Below are 16,270 nucleotides of genomic sequence, written 5' to 3'. Positions count from 1 at the left end.
AGGAGGCCAAATAGAGTCAGCTAAGGGATCTGAGTAACTAAAATTTATGTGCTGCCAAGCAATATTTTTAAACTTTCAACACTTAGAGTTTATGAGGTTTATGTTACTAAGAATAATTAGAAAACTTGAGTATTTGCCAAACTGCAAAGGTTAAATGAATTGAATCTAATTTACAGGCTGCTTCGAAACTTTAATCATTGGGTGCTAAGTAAAGGTAGTTTTGATTTTACGATGAGTGACAAATTAAATACTAGCAATAAGGTTAATATCTCACCTTAATGATTGATGTATTGTTAGCTGAGACACTTAAATGCTACAAACTTAGCTCTGCGAAAACCCATTAACATTCTATAATCATGAGCTGTTCCTTCTAGTTTAAAGTTAGATAATGATAACACCGAGTAAAATATATTTAACTTTGTGTATATCATATATTACAACTCTTATTTATACTTGACCCAAGTTTATTTCTCTATGCCGATACTTTTAGCTGCCTAAGATTAACTAAATGTTGGCCAATTCAGTTTGAATCTAGCGTAAGGCGTCCAACTTTGTTGCTTGCTGGTTAGGAGTTTACACTCTAATTAACTGGCGCTTACAAAATACCTTAAATACATAGTCTCAGCAGCTGATAGATAAATAAACTTGTAACCATTGGTCAATTGAATAATCACATTCAGCATTTCTAGGAATGTTAAAATAGTAATTGGCTACCAATTTTATTAAACATTGAATAGTCAAATATTGGAAGACTAGTGACAGAAAATATAATTAAAAACAATATAAGAGAACTTAGATTTTTTGCTGACGAGATGACTCAGCAAGAATTAGCTGAGCTAGTTGGTGTGACAAGACAAACAATTATTGCCATAGAAAAAAGCAAGTACTCACCAACTTTAGAGGTTGCATTTAAAATATCTACAATATTTGGTCACTCAATTGAAGAAGTATTTGAATACCAAGCAGGTTAAAACAATCATGACTTTATACATTTTTGTGCTTGATTTGGACGCTAGACAATCCAAACAGCTCTAACCTAGTATTTTAAACCTCCATTCAAAAAAGAACAAAACCTGCTTTAATAATGGCGCTAACAGTATGTAAATGCTTACTATAAAAATTAAAACTGATACTTTCAACTTTGAATGTCAGTTATAATTAAATACATTTGGCGACCTAAAAAGGTCACCAAATGATTACATTATTATTTAACCGAACAACTCAATTTATACTTATTTTTCACCAATCCAGTCAACACGATAAAGATCCCGTCTTCGATCTAAATAGTTTCTAACGGATCCCTCATTTTGTAATTGAGTTAATTTATCAAAATCCAAATCTACAATGAGTGTCATTTCTGTATTAGGTGTTGTTTCTGACACAATTGCATCGTGGGGAAAGGAGAAGTCTGATGGAGAGAATACAGCTGTTTGGCCATATTGAATATCAACGTTATCAACTTTAGGTAGATTACCCACACTACCTGCAATAGCCACATAACATTCATTTTCGATTGCTCTAGCCTGAGCACATCGTCTCACTCTTAAGTATCCATTTTTTGTATCTGTCCAAAATGGTACAAACAAAACCTGGATCTCTTGTTCAGCTAAAATCCTACCTAACTCGGGGAATTCAACATCGTAACAAATGAGAATACCTATTTTCCCAAAATCAGTATTAAAGGCTTGTAATTTGTTTCCACCTTGCATGATCCAATCTTTTTTCTCATGGGGTGTAGGATGCAATTTGTATTGACTATCAATTTGCCCATCACGATGACACAAATAACTAATGTTATATAACTCATCATCTTCAATAACCGGCATAGAGCCAACAATAACGTTGATATTGTATGACACAGCCAAACGAGACATTTCAGTTAAAATTTGTTCGCTGTAAGTTGCTAAGTTCCAGATAGCGTCAATAGAAGTTTCCGCAGGTTTAACTCCCATAAGTGGCGCGTTAAAAAACTCTGGGAACAAAGCCACATCACATTGATAGTCAGACAGGGCATCGATAAAATATTCAGCCTGTTGCAGCAGTTCTTGCACGTCATTAAAGTAACGCATTTGCCATTGCACACAGCCAATTCTAGCGGTATTTCTATGACCACCAAATAATTTAGGCGAGTCTGCGTTGTAGTACATATTATGCCATTGCAATAGAGTTGCATAACCCATAGAAGCTTCATCTTCAGGTAGATAAGCTTGCATAATTTGTTTAACTTCAAAACCATTAGAAATTTGAAACGTTAAAATAGGATCAAACAAATCTTTTGATTTAACCGCTTCAATATATTCATAAGGCGTCATATCACTGGCATGTCTTGAATAGTTGGGAATGCGTCCACCAGCCATAATTGACTTTAAGTTTAAGTTTTTGCATAACTCTTTACGCGCTTCGTACAACCTACGCCCAACTCTTAGTCCTCTGTAGTCTGGTGACACAAACACATCTACACCGTATAACACATCACCATTTGGATCATGAGTGGTTAAATATGCGTCTCCGGTAATTTCGTCATAGGTATGTTTATCACCAAACTTGTCATAGTCCACTATGACAGAAAAGGCTGCACCAATCACTTTACCCTTATCTTCAATACATAATTGCCCTTCAGGAAAAGTACTCAACTGGGCCTGATAATTTTTTAATGGCCAAGCACCACCTACCTGAGCGTACACAAGATCCATTAACTCTTTCACATCAGGGTAATCTTGTAGGGTTAAATATCTAAGCTCAAAAATATGTTCTGGGTCATCAATTGTGGTAACTGGATGGGTTTCTCTATCTTGCATTACAATCACTCTACTCAAAAAAGGAAGTTTTCACTTACAAATACAATACAACGAACACGTAAATAAATTACAATTACGGTAATTGTTTGCAGCATACAATGACTTATAGAAGTTTGACGATCTGTATTTTCAATCTAGCTAAATTATTTTTACTAAATGAATAAAAAGGGAGGACGAATGGTAAATCAAGAACAACGTGAGAGTGCCTTTTTATGGATTTTAGACAGATTACAAGAAGATCAAGTGGCAGTGCCTATCATTGCCAGAGACTTCACACCTGAAGATTGGGCCTTTATTTTTGAAGGTTTACCCAAGGAGCACCGCTTTGAGTTATGGCAAACCCTAAGCGAGGATAAGAAATCTCCGATATTAGCTGCCATGCGCGATGACTCGCGCGAGCAACTCATGTCTTTACTCAGTGCCCAAAATATTGAAGATGTGGCACTAACCAGCAGCACAGCCCACTTAGTTGAAATTTTAGATGTATTACCTAACAAAGTCGCAAAAGGTCTTATACAGAAGTTAAATCCAGAAGAAACTGGAATAATCGAAGAAGCCTTGAATTATAACGACGAACAATTAGGTCGCTACGTTAATCACGAAGTGTTTACGGTTAGCAAAGGAGTGAATACCTTAGATTTGTTAAATGAACTAAAAACGAATGTTCTTCCAGCTTATACCGACAGCATATTAGTAGTTGATGAAGCTGGACATTACCTTGGGCAAATTGATATCAATCAATTATTTGGCTGTGAAGAACACACAGATGTCATCCACATTGCAGAATTTTCAGATCGTGTTTTAGCTGCTGATCAAGACCTATTCGAAGCATCAGAAGCAGTAAAAGGCAGTGGCCGCTCAATGTTACCGGTTATCAACAAACAAGGCAGGTTAGTTGGACGCTTTTCAATAAAAGATGCGATTGAAGTATACCAGGAATACTACGAATCTCAGCTATCACATATGGGCCGTGTCAGTGACGAAGATCTTTTTGCCCCGGTATTTACCAGCTCTAGACGTCGTGCTGTGTGGTTAGGCATAAATTTAATCACTGCATTTGCAGCTTCCTTAGTCATAGGCATTTTTGATCAAGTATTAGTTCAGGTAGTCGCCTTAGCGGTACTTATGCCAATCGTGGCCAGCATGGGCGGAATTACCGGCAGTCAAACTTTAACCTTAACCATACGGGGTTTGGCCACAGGCCAACTAGCTAAATCAAACCTTAAAGCCTTGGGTAATAAAGAAGTGTTAGTGGCATTTTTTAATGGCTTACTCTGGGCTTGCGTGGTGTCTTTTATCACCTCTGTCTGGTTTGACAACAATTGGCTTTCAGTGATTATAGGTTTTGCCATAGTTGTTAATATGGTTATCGCCGCTTTTGCTGGTATTGCTATTCCTGTCATTCTTGACAAAATGGGTATTGACCCCGCATTAGCTGGCTCAGTAATTTTAACCACAGTCACTGACGTAGTTGGTTTCTTTGTGTTTTTAGGCTCTGCTTCGTTATTATTGTTATAACCATAAAAACTAATATTATAACTAGCAAAATGATTGTTATAGCCAGTGGAATTATTGTTCTCTATAATCCGGCCGTTTTTTAGCCTTTAACCAACAGTGAAAGTAAACATGGGTACAAAAATGAAGTGGACCATAAATGATTCTGAAAACCTATATCGAGTAAAACGTTGGGGAGAGGGATATTTTGAAATTGGTTCAAATGGCAACTTATTCGTCACGCCGGATCCAAACAATACCGATATGCGTATTGACTTCAAATCTGTGGTTGAAGAAATCAAACAAGAAGGCATACAATTTCCAGTGGTTGTGCGTTTCCACGATATTTTACGTTCCCAAGTTGAAAGATTAAATCAAACTTTCCAAGACACCATAAAAGAAGCCGAATACCAAGGTTCATACATGGGAGTATACCCGGTAAAAGTGAATCAAATGCGCGAAGTGGTTGAAGAAGTAGTCGATGCTGGCGCGCCTTTTAATTACGGTCTAGAGGCAGGCTCTAAAGCTGAACTACTAACCGTGATGGCGTTAAATACAAATACCGAATCTCTTACCATCTTGAACGGCTACAAAGACCAAGAATTTATGCGCTTAGCCCTATTGAGTTTAAGTCTTGGCCGCAAAACCATAGTGGTAATAGAGAAATTTTCAGAGCTGATCTTATTAGTTAAAATAGCTGAAGAGCTAGGCATCAAACCTCTGGTTGGCGTGCGCAGCAAAATGACAGTAAAAGGCCGAGGTAAATGGGCCAGTTCTGGTGGAGAGAGAGCTAAATTCGGTTTAACTATCAGTGAAATAATCAATGCAGCTCGATATCTAGAAGAGCGAGGCATGAAAGACAGCCTGAAACTTCTACACTTCCATATTGGCAGTCAGTTAACCGACATACGCTCAGTCAAAGAGTCTATTAATGAAGGCGCTATGATCTATTCTGAGCTGCATAAAATGGGCTTCAAACTAGATTATGTTGACGTTGGTGGTGGTTTAGGCATTGATTACGATGGTAGTAAATCTACTAACGACTCATCACGTAATTACAATATGAGCGAATATGTAGCTGACATAGTGTTTGGCATGAAACAAGTTTGCGATTTAGAACAAGTTCCCCACCCAACTTTGGTAAGTGAAAGTGGCAGGGCTATCACAGCTCACCATAGTTGTGTTATCACCCAAGTGGTAGGCGAAATCAAAGCCCATAGTACTGGCATCAACACTGACGTGGTGGCAGGCGAACATGTACTCGTGAGTAACATTCGTGAGCTTGTCGATATCATAGATACTCACGACAATCTGCAGGAAATATTTAACGATGCATCTCAGTTTAAAGAACAAGCACTAGATGCCTTTAAACTAAGGGTGATTAGTTTAGAAGAATTGGCCAAAATCGAAACCTTATATTGGCAAATTATGGAAAGTGTTCAACTTAAAATCCAATCGGCTGACTTTGTGCCCGAAGAGATGCAAGAGTTAGAATTTAATCTATCTTCACAATACTTATGTAATTTTTCAGTGTTTCAATCTGCCGCAGATACTTGGGCCATAGATCAAATATTACCAGTGGTGCCATTAACTAGAATGGACGAACGCCCCACAGTTAATTGCTCGCTAGTGGATATTACATGTGACAGTGATGGAAAGTTAGATAAGTTTATCAGTGATCATGGCATATCTGACGTATTGCCTATGCACAGTTTAAAACCAAAAGAAGACTATTTCTTAGGTCTGTTTTTAACCGGTGCATACCAAGACGTAATGGGTGATATGCACAACTTATTTGGACGCCTAAATGAGGTGCATATTTTCAGTCATGATGACGACCCAGAAGACTTTTATATTGAAGAAGTGGTTAAAGGTTCATCGGTAGATGATGTGTTATCGATTATGCAATATCATCCGAGTTCGATGGCGCAAACTCTTAAAAAATCCATAGACAAACACGTAGCAAGTGGCAAGATGAAACCAAGAGAAGGCGTGAAATGGACAGATTTTTACGAAAACTGCTTAAAAGGTTACACCTACTTAAAGGTTTAGCCTTACTTAGTAAATATACAGGGTGACTTTCACCCTGTTGCCCATTAATATACCCAGAAGTCACCACACTCTCTATATTTTCATGGATGATATATGCTAATTAGACTACCCATTCTCGTACTACTTTCATGCTCTTTTCCGGCCTTCGCAGAACAAGCTGAAATAGCTCGTCTAATCGAAACAACCATTAGTGCGAAACCTATTGAACGAGTGCCCCCAAAGTTTCCGCTAAGAGCTGCCAAACAAGGTCAAGAAGGTTGGGTGAAAATGAGTTTTGTGATTGATAAACAAGGTAATGTAGTAGAACCTATTATTGAAGACTCCTCTGGTATAAAAGGCTTTGAAAAAGCAGCGATAAGCGCTATTAAACAATGGAAATATGATCCTGCAATACAAGATGGAAAAGCCATAGAGCAATGCAAATCAACTGTCCAACTAGATTTTAGATTACAGGGAAAAGTTGGAGTAACTGGAAAGTTTTACCGAAAATACAAAAAGATCAATGATGCAATTGCAGAAAAAAATTATCTTTTAGCAGAGCAATTACTCAATGAGCTTTTAGATAAAAATCTGTGGAACATGTATGAAAATGATTGGTATTGGTTAGCCGATGCTATTTACGCTAAGGCCACTAATGATAAAGAACGAGAGTTAAATAGTGTTAGTCGCGCAAGTAATGGTGGAGAGAAAACTCTTGGAAACGACAATTACTTATATATTTTACAAAGAAAGTTTTCCCTCCAAATTCAACATCAGCTTTATGCCTATGCATTAAAGACCTATCAACAAATGCAAAAAGTAAAAGGCAGTGAAGAGCTAATTGCCCAATATACGAAATACGCTAACAATATAAAGGCCTTGATATCTAGTGACGAAATATTAATACGCAAGGCTTCAATTAACGAACGAGGCCACGTTAATCATCAGCTGACTAGAAACCGTTTTCAATTGAGCAATGTACAAGGCCCGTTAAAAGAATTAGAAATACGTTGCGACAACAAACGTTCTCGCTATACAGCCGCTGAAGACTCAATTTGGAGCATTCCTGCCAACTGGGGAAAATGTAACGTATTCTTTAAAGGTGCGGAAAATACCAAATTCAATATCGTAGAGTTAGCGAATAAAGTTTAGAAAACATGGCTTAACTTTCTGAATCAATATAAAAACTAGGTGTTCTTGTATAACAGCACTTTTAAATTCATATGATATTAAATTTAAAAATGTGAATTTTATTAAAACTTGAAAAGTAAACAAAACAATTAGGAATACTTATTCTTTTAGTGGTTTTACTATCTTGTCAATGTGGCTGTGAGTTTAGACTGCTTTGCTTGTTTAAAATAACGTTGCCAAAAATCTGGAGTAAGCTCATTAATCAGGTTAGATTCAGCATTCATTAACATCACGTAAGCCGCGCCAAAGTCTGGAGCAAATGCGACATCTGCTCTGTAACCCTTAACCCATCCTCCATGATAATTTAAAGTTTCCCCCTCAAACTGATAAATTCGCCAACCTAGCCCGTAATGAGCATCAGTTAAATGTTTGCGCCAATTACTACGATATAATTCTTTTTTACTTTTTGTAAGTGGCCTAGTCACTTGTTTTACCAAATCTGCCGAAACCACTTGTGGCGTTTCTCCCATCAAAGCTCTCATCCAAATGATCATATCGCGCATACTTGCGTTCACACCCGCCGCTGGAGAATAACGATAATAGTCATCTCTTACTCGGGTTTTACGCCAGCCGTTTTTTGAAATAGCCACATGAGGCTTGGCCCATTTTTTTGAACTCTGCAACGCTTGTTTACCGACACTCGCATAAGGCATATTCAAAGGTTGAATAAGTGCATTTTGTAAAGCTTGTTTATAAGAAGAATTATGCTGAGAAAAGTATTCTTCAACCACAGCAAATAGAGTGTTTTGATAAGTATAACACTCGCCAGGCTTGCACAGTGGCTTTAGGTTAGCAAGCATAGTAAGCACGCGTTCCACTGGGTAATTGGCTTCAATTAAGTTGTCGTAAGCATTAGGTGTATAACCACTCGATTGTCCAATAATGTGTTGTAAAGAGAGTGGTTGAATTGGCTTTTTAGCCAGCTCAAATTGCGGTACAAAACTAGATACAGGAGCTTGCCAATCAAGTTGGTTATGCTCGACAAATTTTGCCATTAACATAGAGGTAAACGTCTTAGAAACTGATGCTAATCGAAATACAGTATCCAAAGCAATAGGAGCGCCAGACTTACTTTCTTTACCGTAAACAACGACGGTGGCTGGTTTACCTTTTTCTATCAAAGCAAAGGTATAACCTGGAATATTTTTACGCTCTGCTTTAACTTGAATATCGTGAGAAAATTCTTTAAACCAAGGCTCAGCTGCAACAACAAAATGGCTTGCCATACTGATTATGCAAATCAAAATAAACCTACACATGTACAATCCAAGTGTCTGAATAACAGTAACAGCGAGAAAAAATATCAATAAAAGCCTGAAAAATAATCACACACCTCAAATAAAAACATCTACAGCATTGCCGTAACCTATTACGCCTATTATCAACGTTCTTGCTAGTTCGAATCAACTGGCATTTTTAAGCAGTTAGACGTTACTAAAAGATACCACAAAATAAACTACCGTTTTTGTCGCACTTAACGCAATAAATCTGGATAGAATGACGTCATTATCTGCAATTCGGGATCACCAATGAGTGCGACATATCAACAAGCAAGGCTATCAAGAGACCCCAGATTTGATGGTAAGTTCTTTGTTGCAGTCAAAACTACCCATATTTTTTGTCGGCCAATTTGTCCTGCCAACCTACCCCTAGAGAAAAACGTAGAATATTACGAACTGGCAGAAAGCGCTATATTATCCGGTTACAGACCATGTTTACGATGTCGCCCAGATAGTGCACCTGACTCATTTGCTTGGCAAGGTGTAGATACAACTCTCAACCGAGCAATTAAACTTTTAAAACAATACCCCGAATTAAGCATTAATGAAATAACCACTAAATTAGGTGTGTCACCACGTTATTTAAGGCAATTATTCCAACACAAATTAGGTATGAGCCCTAAACAATTTCAGTTATTTAATAAAGTATTATTCGCCAAACGTTTACTGCATGAAAGCCAGATATCTGTTGAGCAAGTCGCAATGGCTAGTGGATTTTCAAGTTCACGCCGACTACAGAGTCAATTTAAAAAAATTACTGGACTGACCCCTAGCAATATTCGAAAAGTAAAATCCGTGAGCATGCCAAATCAAAACATCAATCTTAAACTCAATTATCGTCCACCGTATCATTGGGAGCATATAAAAGATTTTTTGTTCTTACGGGCAATTAAGGGCATAGAAACAATAACGGATAATTCTTATTCAAGAACATTCGTTATCGAACAAGAGCCCGGTTGGTTCAAAATGACTTTCAACCCGAAACACACCTATTTTGATTTGGAAATAAAATTGAATAACTTGTCTCATTTAAGGTCAGTTATCATGAACATTGAAAGATTGTTTGATCTTAAGGCAGATCCAGTGGCTATTCACAACCAATTATTAGCCACTGGTTTAGCCAAAGAACACTTGGTTAGAGGGTTACGACTTCCGGGGGTATGGAATTGCTTTGAAGCAGGTTGTAGAGCAATTTTAGGCCAACAAATATCGGTAAAAAGTGCCATATCCTTACTCACAAAATTGTCTGAAAATTTAGCAGAAAAACACCAAACGTTAGCATATTTCCCATCTGCAAGTGCGGTAGCAAACAGTAATTTGGAATTTTTAAAGATCCCAAATAGTCGAAAACAAACCTTAATTGATTTTGCCAGTTATATGCAAAATAACGAGAAAAATCCCCTAAATCATTCAATTGACGACTTAATTTTGATTAAGGGAATAGGCCCTTGGACAGTTTCTTATGTAAAGCTTAGAGGACAATCGTCCCCTGATATATGGTTAGACAGTGATTTAATTATTAAAAAACAACTCGCACAATATAAAATCTCGCCCCAAAAAGCCGAACCTTGGCGCAGTTACCTCACGTTACAATTATGGAATTTAGCATGAATAAAACAACACAATTTATCCAACACTTAAACAGTACATTTGGTAAAATTGAAATTCAGGCAAATGTAAACGGAGTGACCTCCCTTCGTTTTGAGCAAACAACTGACGCACCTGACTTTACCAACCAGCACACAGAAAGTGCGGCTGAACAATTAACTGAATATTTCGCAGGGCAAAGAAGCAATTTTGATATTCCGATTGTGCTTAACGGTACCGAATTTCAAAAAAAGGTGTGGGAACAACTTTTAAAAATCCCCCTAGGTGAAACCTTTAGTTACGCTGATATTGCTAGAAAAATTAATAATCCCAAAGCAGTCAGAGCAGTCGGTTCGGCAAATGGGCGCAATCCGATTGCGATCATTGTTCCATGTCATAGAGTCATTGGCAGTGACGGCAGCTTAACTGGGTATGCATGGGGAACCACACGTAAACAACGTCTATTAACCCTAGAAAAAACAATAAGGACAAACACCAGTGCCATTTAAGTATTTCATCGAGTTGTTAATTTTGTCTGCGTTATGGGGTGCATCTTTTTTATTTATGCGAACCACTACCGGTGACTTCGGGCCGGTTATGTTAGTCACCTTACGCACAGGTATCGCAGCCTTGGCATTGTTTCCTTTTTTTGTGTATCGAAAGTTATTTGCAGAATTTAAACATCAATGGAAGCCAATTCTTTTCTTGGCTGTCGCCAACACAGCGGTGCCTTTTTGTTTATTTAGTTATAGCACTTACCATTTGGGAGCTGGTTATAGCTCGATATTAAATGCCACCGCGCCAATGTTTGGTGCCTTAGTGGGATTTTTCTGGCTTAAAGACAACCTATCAAAAATAGCTGTATTTGGTTTATTCTTGGGTTTTATGGGAGTATTGTTGCTCAGTTTAAGTAAAATCTATGCGGTAGTTGAAGTTGTGTATCTGCCGATATTAGCTGCATTAGTTGCTACTTTTGGATACGGCTTATCTGCTTGTTACTCGAAAAAATATTTAACTGGGGTTAAGTCACTCACCATAGCCGCTGGTAGCCATTATTTTTCATTAATCATACTTTTCCCCATCAGTTTGTTTTTTTGGCCAGAAACCAATCCAAGTATGGATAGTTGGATACAAGTCATAGTTTTGGGACTGTTTTGCACCGGTATTGCATCTATTATGTATTTTAGACTGATAGCCAAAGTAGGTGCAGAAAAAGCCATAACCGTAGCTTATTTAGTGCCAGTATTTGGCGTGATGTGGGGCATAGTGTTTTTGCAGGAAGTATTAACGTTGAACATGTTATTAGGTGCAAGTTTAGTACTAATAGGCGTGGCATTAACCACAGGCGTATTACGTTTTAAGAAGCGCTCTACAGTAAGCCCTAATCCGCTTTAATTAACTGCATTTTCACCATATTACGTCCATCACGTTTTGCGGTAAATAAGGCATCATCGGCAGCTGATACTACTTCAGATATTGGTCGAGGAATTGCCGTAAATGACACTCCAAAGCTAGCGGTAATTTGGATAGACGTAGTGCCGGTAGTGATTGTCATGGCAGATAGTTTTTTACATAATCCCTGACAAACATCTACAGCTTCATGAGGACCAGTGTTGGGCATCAATATAATAAATTCTTCACCACTCCAGCGGCCTAGATAATCACTGTTCCTGACTTCACTTTGTAACATTTGCGCGACTTGGCGTAAAACTATGTCACCTGCTTTTCGACCATGAGTTTCGTTAATCGGTTTAAAGTTATCCAAATTCACTAAAACCAAGCTAACAGATTGTTTTTCATACATTAACTCATCGAACTTCAAGTTCATATTACTACGATTTGACAACTCAGTCAGAATATCGATTTGTTTGATCTTCTGCATATCCTTTTTGAAGTAATACAATAGATTGTAGATCAACAAAAATAAGCCAAAAATAACCACTAATAAAGTCACAATACTGAACATAAAACCGCGACTAATTTCTGTTTGTCTAGATTCTAACGGAGTGATTAAATAAAGGGTCCAATCAAAAGGTTGAATATTGAGTTCCGCTATTAACGACTCCTGCCCTTTAATGGGTAATAATAAATTATTCAATGATTGGCTTTGTTGCTGTTCATCCAAAGCTTGAAACCAAGGTAAATTCGCTAAGTTTTTAAATGTGGCGCCTTGCACTAATAACTCTATGTCTGAAGTCAAAGTGATATCTTTATTTTGGTCAACAAAAATAAAGTCATAGCCAAAAGTATTCTTGTATTGGCCGAATACCTCAGTGAACCCTTTTAAACTCTTACCTACACCAAACACACCTAGAAACTTGCCTTTTTCATCGAATATTTTTAAATCGATATAAAATTGAGGGTTTTGCCATTGGCCTATATCTGCCATAGCTGTTTCAGGTTGTGCTTTGTACCTAAAGTACCAGTCTACCTTGCCTTCAATTAATTCTAATTTGCGACCTTTGGAGTCATATTGAACACGATTGATTTCACTTGCGATAAAAAAGTTTAAATCAAATTCTTTATTCAAACGTGCCAACATAGCAAATATATCTTGCTCTCTATCTTGAGGGTTGGCCATGATCTGTTTAAGTTCTTGTGCTTGAGCTAAGGTTTGCGAAATGTGCAAGGGCCGCATTAATTGTTCTGTAATCAACTTTAATGCTGGAGAATGAGATTGTTGTTGCGCCCTACTTTGTTCAGCAACAATTTTAGAGATGCTAATGTGGGCAAGTGCCAAAATTGACACTACCACCACAGCAAAAAGTATTAAAATACTACGATGTAAGGTTCGAAATATATTCACAGGCAGCCTTGCTCATTACTTGTCCAACTTCAATTTGACAATTTATCATCACACATCAAATTTAACAGCGCTCATTCTCTTTAATACAGAGAATATTCCTTAGACGATCACTGTAATCATTTTTTTCAGAGATTGCCATACTACTTTCTGATTATAACTAGGGGCTGTTGATCTTTGGTGTATTTTTTTGCAGCAAGTTGTGGGGTATTTATACAATGAAGCTCGAGTGTGGTGTAGTTGTGCTACATGAGTGAGTGCTGAAGCAGAAGAAATATTGCACAAACGCTGCGTCATTTGTTTAAAGAAAGTATGTCTTCCTAAACGCTTTTTACTCTTTATTCGCTACATCCATGTAGCTCACCTGCAAGCAGGCCAGCTAAAGCTGTTCAAAAATATTCCATATATTTTTGTGTTGCTGACTTTTGACTTAATCCACCTTTTTTATAGAAATCGCGCCTTTAAGTCAGCGCCTCAATTAAAAAGCGTTTAGTTTGAACAAAATTTATACACTAAAGATCAACAGCCCCTGGGTAAATAATCCCGAACTGGGTTAAACAACCCCACTCTGGTATATTGTTAACAGTTTGCATTTATGGCTAATATGTTTAACATATTGATACTTAGCTTATAACCGTTAGAGATCAATAAAATGCCCACTAGACAAAATATTAGGTTATTAACGTTTTTTCTTATTACTAGCTTATCCGCATGTAGTCCCAATGAAAAAAGCTCTCCTTCGCAAGATGAGTATCCAGTCGACCCTTTTGAAAAAGAGCAAGTACTTTTGTCCTTAGTTAATTTTGACTCTTCTCATCAGGAAGCCTGGACTAGTTCCTCAGCAAACATACAAAATTTTGTTGCTGATATGTCTAATAAAGATGGCAAAAAACTCAAAATTAATTTTTCTGCCCAACAAAATATTTCAGCCGTGCGTATTCAACCAGCATCACCTTGGGATCTTACAAGTTATAATAACTATAACTTAGCTTTTGATGCAGAAAATACCGGTGATACCGCTATTCACTTATATTTATCGGTAGAAAACCCTCAAGGAGAAATTCAAAAAAGATCTATCAGTTTACCTGTAGGTTATACCGGAACTGTATATTTCCCACTTAAAGGCAAAGAAGCCGAAACAGAAGTTGGACTTTGGGGCGACGCTCCACCTTGGCAAACCAAAGATGACTTAATGGTGTGGCGATCATGGCGCGCTTCCCAAGTTAATCTAAATACTATCACTGCATTGAATTTTTCAACTATTGGTGTGCTTGAAGATAAACATGTGTCAATAGACGACATTCGTATTAGAGCCAACCCTGCAACTGATAAAGAATGGTTAGTAAACATAGTGGATAAATTTGGTCAAAACGCCAAGCGTGACTACCCACTAAAAGTGACCTCTGAACAAAAACTCAAAGAATTAGCCGATGAAGAACTCGCTCTACTTAAATCATCAAAAGGTATGCCTGACCGCTCTCGTTTTGGTGGCTACAAAAATGGTCCTAAACTGGAAGCCACAGGCTACTTCAGAACACAAAAAGTAGAGGGCAAATGGTGGATGGTTGATCCAGAAGGTTATCTATTTTTCTCCCATGGTCCAGCAAACGTACGTATGGCTAACCTGACTACTATTACCGGAGTCGATTACGCAGCACCAGAAATCAGAATAGTTCGAGACGATGAAACCACACCGGAAGACTCCATGGGCATTATAAAAATAGCTGATGAAATAAAACAAACACGTTTTGTCACATCCGCTATTCGCAACAATATGTTTGAATGGTTGCCTGAATACGATGATCCCTTAGCCGATCACTACAGTTACCGCCGTTCAACACACAAGGGGGCGGTTAAACACGGAGAAACATATAGTTTTTATCGAGCTAATCTAGAACGTCGTTATGGAGAAACAGAACCAGAGTCCTACGTAAAACAATGGCATCAAGTTACATTAGATCGCATGAAACATTGGGGATTTACCTCTTTTGGCAACTGGGTTGATCCTGCGTTTTATGATCATAAAGATAAAATTCCTTATTTCGCCAATGGATGGATTATTGGCAATTTCAAAACCTTGTCTGGAAAAACCAACCACTGGGGATTAATGCCAGATCCATACGATCCTGTTTTTAAACAGCGCGCAGAAATTACCATCAATGAAATCGCCGAAAAGGTAAAAGCTTCACCTTGGTGTGCAGGTATTTTTATTGATAACGAAAAAAGTTGGGGCGAACGAGAAGGTTCAGTGGAAGCTCGATACGGCGTAATATTAGACGCATTATCTAAAAGTACGGATGAAAGCCCAGCTAAAGCCGCATTCACTAAGCACTTAAAAACAAAATACTCTTCTGTCGAACAAGTAAATCAAAAATGGCAAACAGATTTAACCACTTGGTCTGAACTAGAAAATGGCATCACCTTTACTCAACATTCAGCAGCACTAATCCAAGACTTATCAAAAATGTTAGAAATGCTCGGTGAACAATACTTTATTGTGGTGCACAACACACTTGAGCAAGCTTTACCAAATCATTTGTACATGGGTGCTAGAATGGCTAATTGGGGCATGCCTGACGAAATTATTAAGGCATCAATCAAATATTCAGATGTATTAAGTTTTAATATTTATGAAGAAGGTGTACAGCCACATTTCTGGGACTTTTTAACAGAGGTAGACTTACCTGTGACCATAGGTGAATTCCATATTGGTACAGCCACAGATTCAGGCATGTTTAATCCTGGTATTGTACATGCTGCAAACCAAACAGAACGTGCCGCTATGTATAAAAAATACATGCGAAGTGTATTAGACAAACCTTATATGGTTGGTGCCCATTGGTTCCAATACGTCGATGAACCTATTTCTGGGCGTTCTTTTGATGGCGAAAATGCCAATATTGGATTTGTCACTACCACAGATATTCCTTACCCTGAGCTCATTCAAGCGGTTCAAGAAATTACGTCTGATATGTATTCCAAACGTTACGGAAAATAAGACTAATCAGTTTTGATATAAGCCTACAGAAGCTCAAAATTAAAAGTGCACATTAACTATGTGCACTTTTAAATCAATTAAGTAAAAT

Annotated in this window: 11 protein-coding genes; 8 read left to right on the top strand and 3 right to left on the bottom strand. The window is 37.7% G+C overall.

Annotation, left to right across the window (positions count from 1 at the left end; genetic code table 11):
* The first annotated feature begins 812 nt into the window (after positions 1 to 812).
* On the top strand, positions 813 to 971 hold the full coding sequence (locus tag L0668_RS05380; RefSeq protein WP_268820215.1) for a helix-turn-helix transcriptional regulator: 159 nt from the start codon (positions 813 to 815) through the stop codon (positions 969 to 971).
* A gap of 261 nt (positions 972 to 1,232) precedes the next feature.
* Here the strand turns inward: L0668_RS05380 and L0668_RS05375 are convergent, their stop codons facing one another.
* A complete protein-coding gene (locus L0668_RS05375) occupies positions 1,233 to 2,798 on the bottom strand; it encodes a bifunctional GNAT family N-acetyltransferase/carbon-nitrogen hydrolase family protein (RefSeq protein WP_235311048.1) in 1,566 nt (521 codons plus the stop codon).
* Between the two features lie 177 nt (positions 2,799 to 2,975).
* Between L0668_RS05375 and L0668_RS05370 the strand changes: the two genes are divergently transcribed.
* From L0668_RS05370 to L0668_RS05360, 3 genes are all read left to right on the top strand, one after another.
* Entirely contained in the window at positions 2,976 to 4,316 is a 1,341-nt protein-coding gene (locus L0668_RS05370) for a magnesium transporter (protein ID WP_235311047.1), read from the top strand.
* 108 nt (positions 4,317 to 4,424) lie between these two features.
* Entirely contained in the window at positions 4,425 to 6,344 is a 1,920-nt protein-coding gene (gene speA / locus L0668_RS05365; RefSeq protein WP_235311046.1) for a biosynthetic arginine decarboxylase, read from the top strand.
* Between the two features lie 93 nt (positions 6,345 to 6,437).
* On the top strand, positions 6,438 to 7,475 hold the full coding sequence (locus L0668_RS05360; protein ID WP_235311045.1) for an energy transducer TonB: 1,038 nt from the start codon (positions 6,438 to 6,440) through the stop codon (positions 7,473 to 7,475).
* A 158-nt stretch (positions 7,476 to 7,633) separates the two neighbouring features.
* On the opposite strand, the gene L0668_RS05355 is transcribed toward L0668_RS05360, so the two are convergent.
* On the bottom strand, positions 7,634 to 8,740 hold the full coding sequence (locus tag L0668_RS05355; RefSeq protein ID WP_235311044.1) for a serine hydrolase domain-containing protein: 1,107 nt from the start codon (positions 8,738 to 8,740) through the stop codon (positions 7,634 to 7,636).
* Positions 8,741 to 9,043: 303 nt separating this feature from the next.
* Between L0668_RS05355 and L0668_RS05350 the strand changes: the two genes are divergently transcribed.
* From L0668_RS05350 to L0668_RS05340, 3 genes are read left to right on the top strand one after another with little or no spacing between them, the layout of a single operon-like run.
* Positions 9,044 to 10,405, top strand: a complete 1,362-nt coding sequence (locus L0668_RS05350) for a DNA-3-methyladenine glycosylase 2 family protein (RefSeq protein ID WP_235311043.1) — start codon at positions 9,044 to 9,046, stop codon at positions 10,403 to 10,405.
* Entirely contained in the window at positions 10,402 to 10,890 is a 489-nt protein-coding gene (locus L0668_RS05345; RefSeq protein ID WP_235311042.1) for a methylated-DNA--[protein]-cysteine S-methyltransferase, read from the top strand. The genes L0668_RS05350 and L0668_RS05345 overlap by 4 nt, the downstream gene beginning before the upstream one ends.
* Entirely contained in the window at positions 10,880 to 11,776 is an 897-nt protein-coding gene (locus L0668_RS05340; RefSeq protein WP_235311041.1) for a DMT family transporter, read from the top strand. Before L0668_RS05345 ends, L0668_RS05340 begins: the two co-directional genes overlap by 11 nt.
* Here L0668_RS05340 and L0668_RS05335 read toward each other — a convergent pair.
* Positions 11,763 to 13,187, bottom strand: coding sequence for a sensor domain-containing diguanylate cyclase (locus L0668_RS05335; RefSeq protein WP_235311040.1), 1,425 nt, complete (start codon positions 13,185 to 13,187; stop codon positions 11,763 to 11,765). The two genes, L0668_RS05340 and L0668_RS05335, sit on opposite strands and share 14 nt — an antisense overlap.
* 649 nt (positions 13,188 to 13,836) lie before the next feature.
* Here L0668_RS05335 and L0668_RS05330 point away from each other — a divergent pair.
* Positions 13,837 to 16,182, top strand: coding sequence for an agarase (locus tag L0668_RS05330; RefSeq protein WP_235311039.1), 2,346 nt, complete (start codon positions 13,837 to 13,839; stop codon positions 16,180 to 16,182).
* The last annotated feature ends 88 nt before the right edge of the window (positions 16,183 to 16,270 follow it).

The sequence above is a fragment of the Paraglaciecola algarum genome (assembly GCF_021532655.1).
In the GTDB taxonomy this organism is placed as follows: Bacteria; Pseudomonadota; Gammaproteobacteria; order Enterobacterales; family Alteromonadaceae; genus Paraglaciecola; species Paraglaciecola algarum.
Note: the sequence above shows the minus strand (reverse complement) of the source record. Positions and strands in the feature narration are given on the sequence as shown.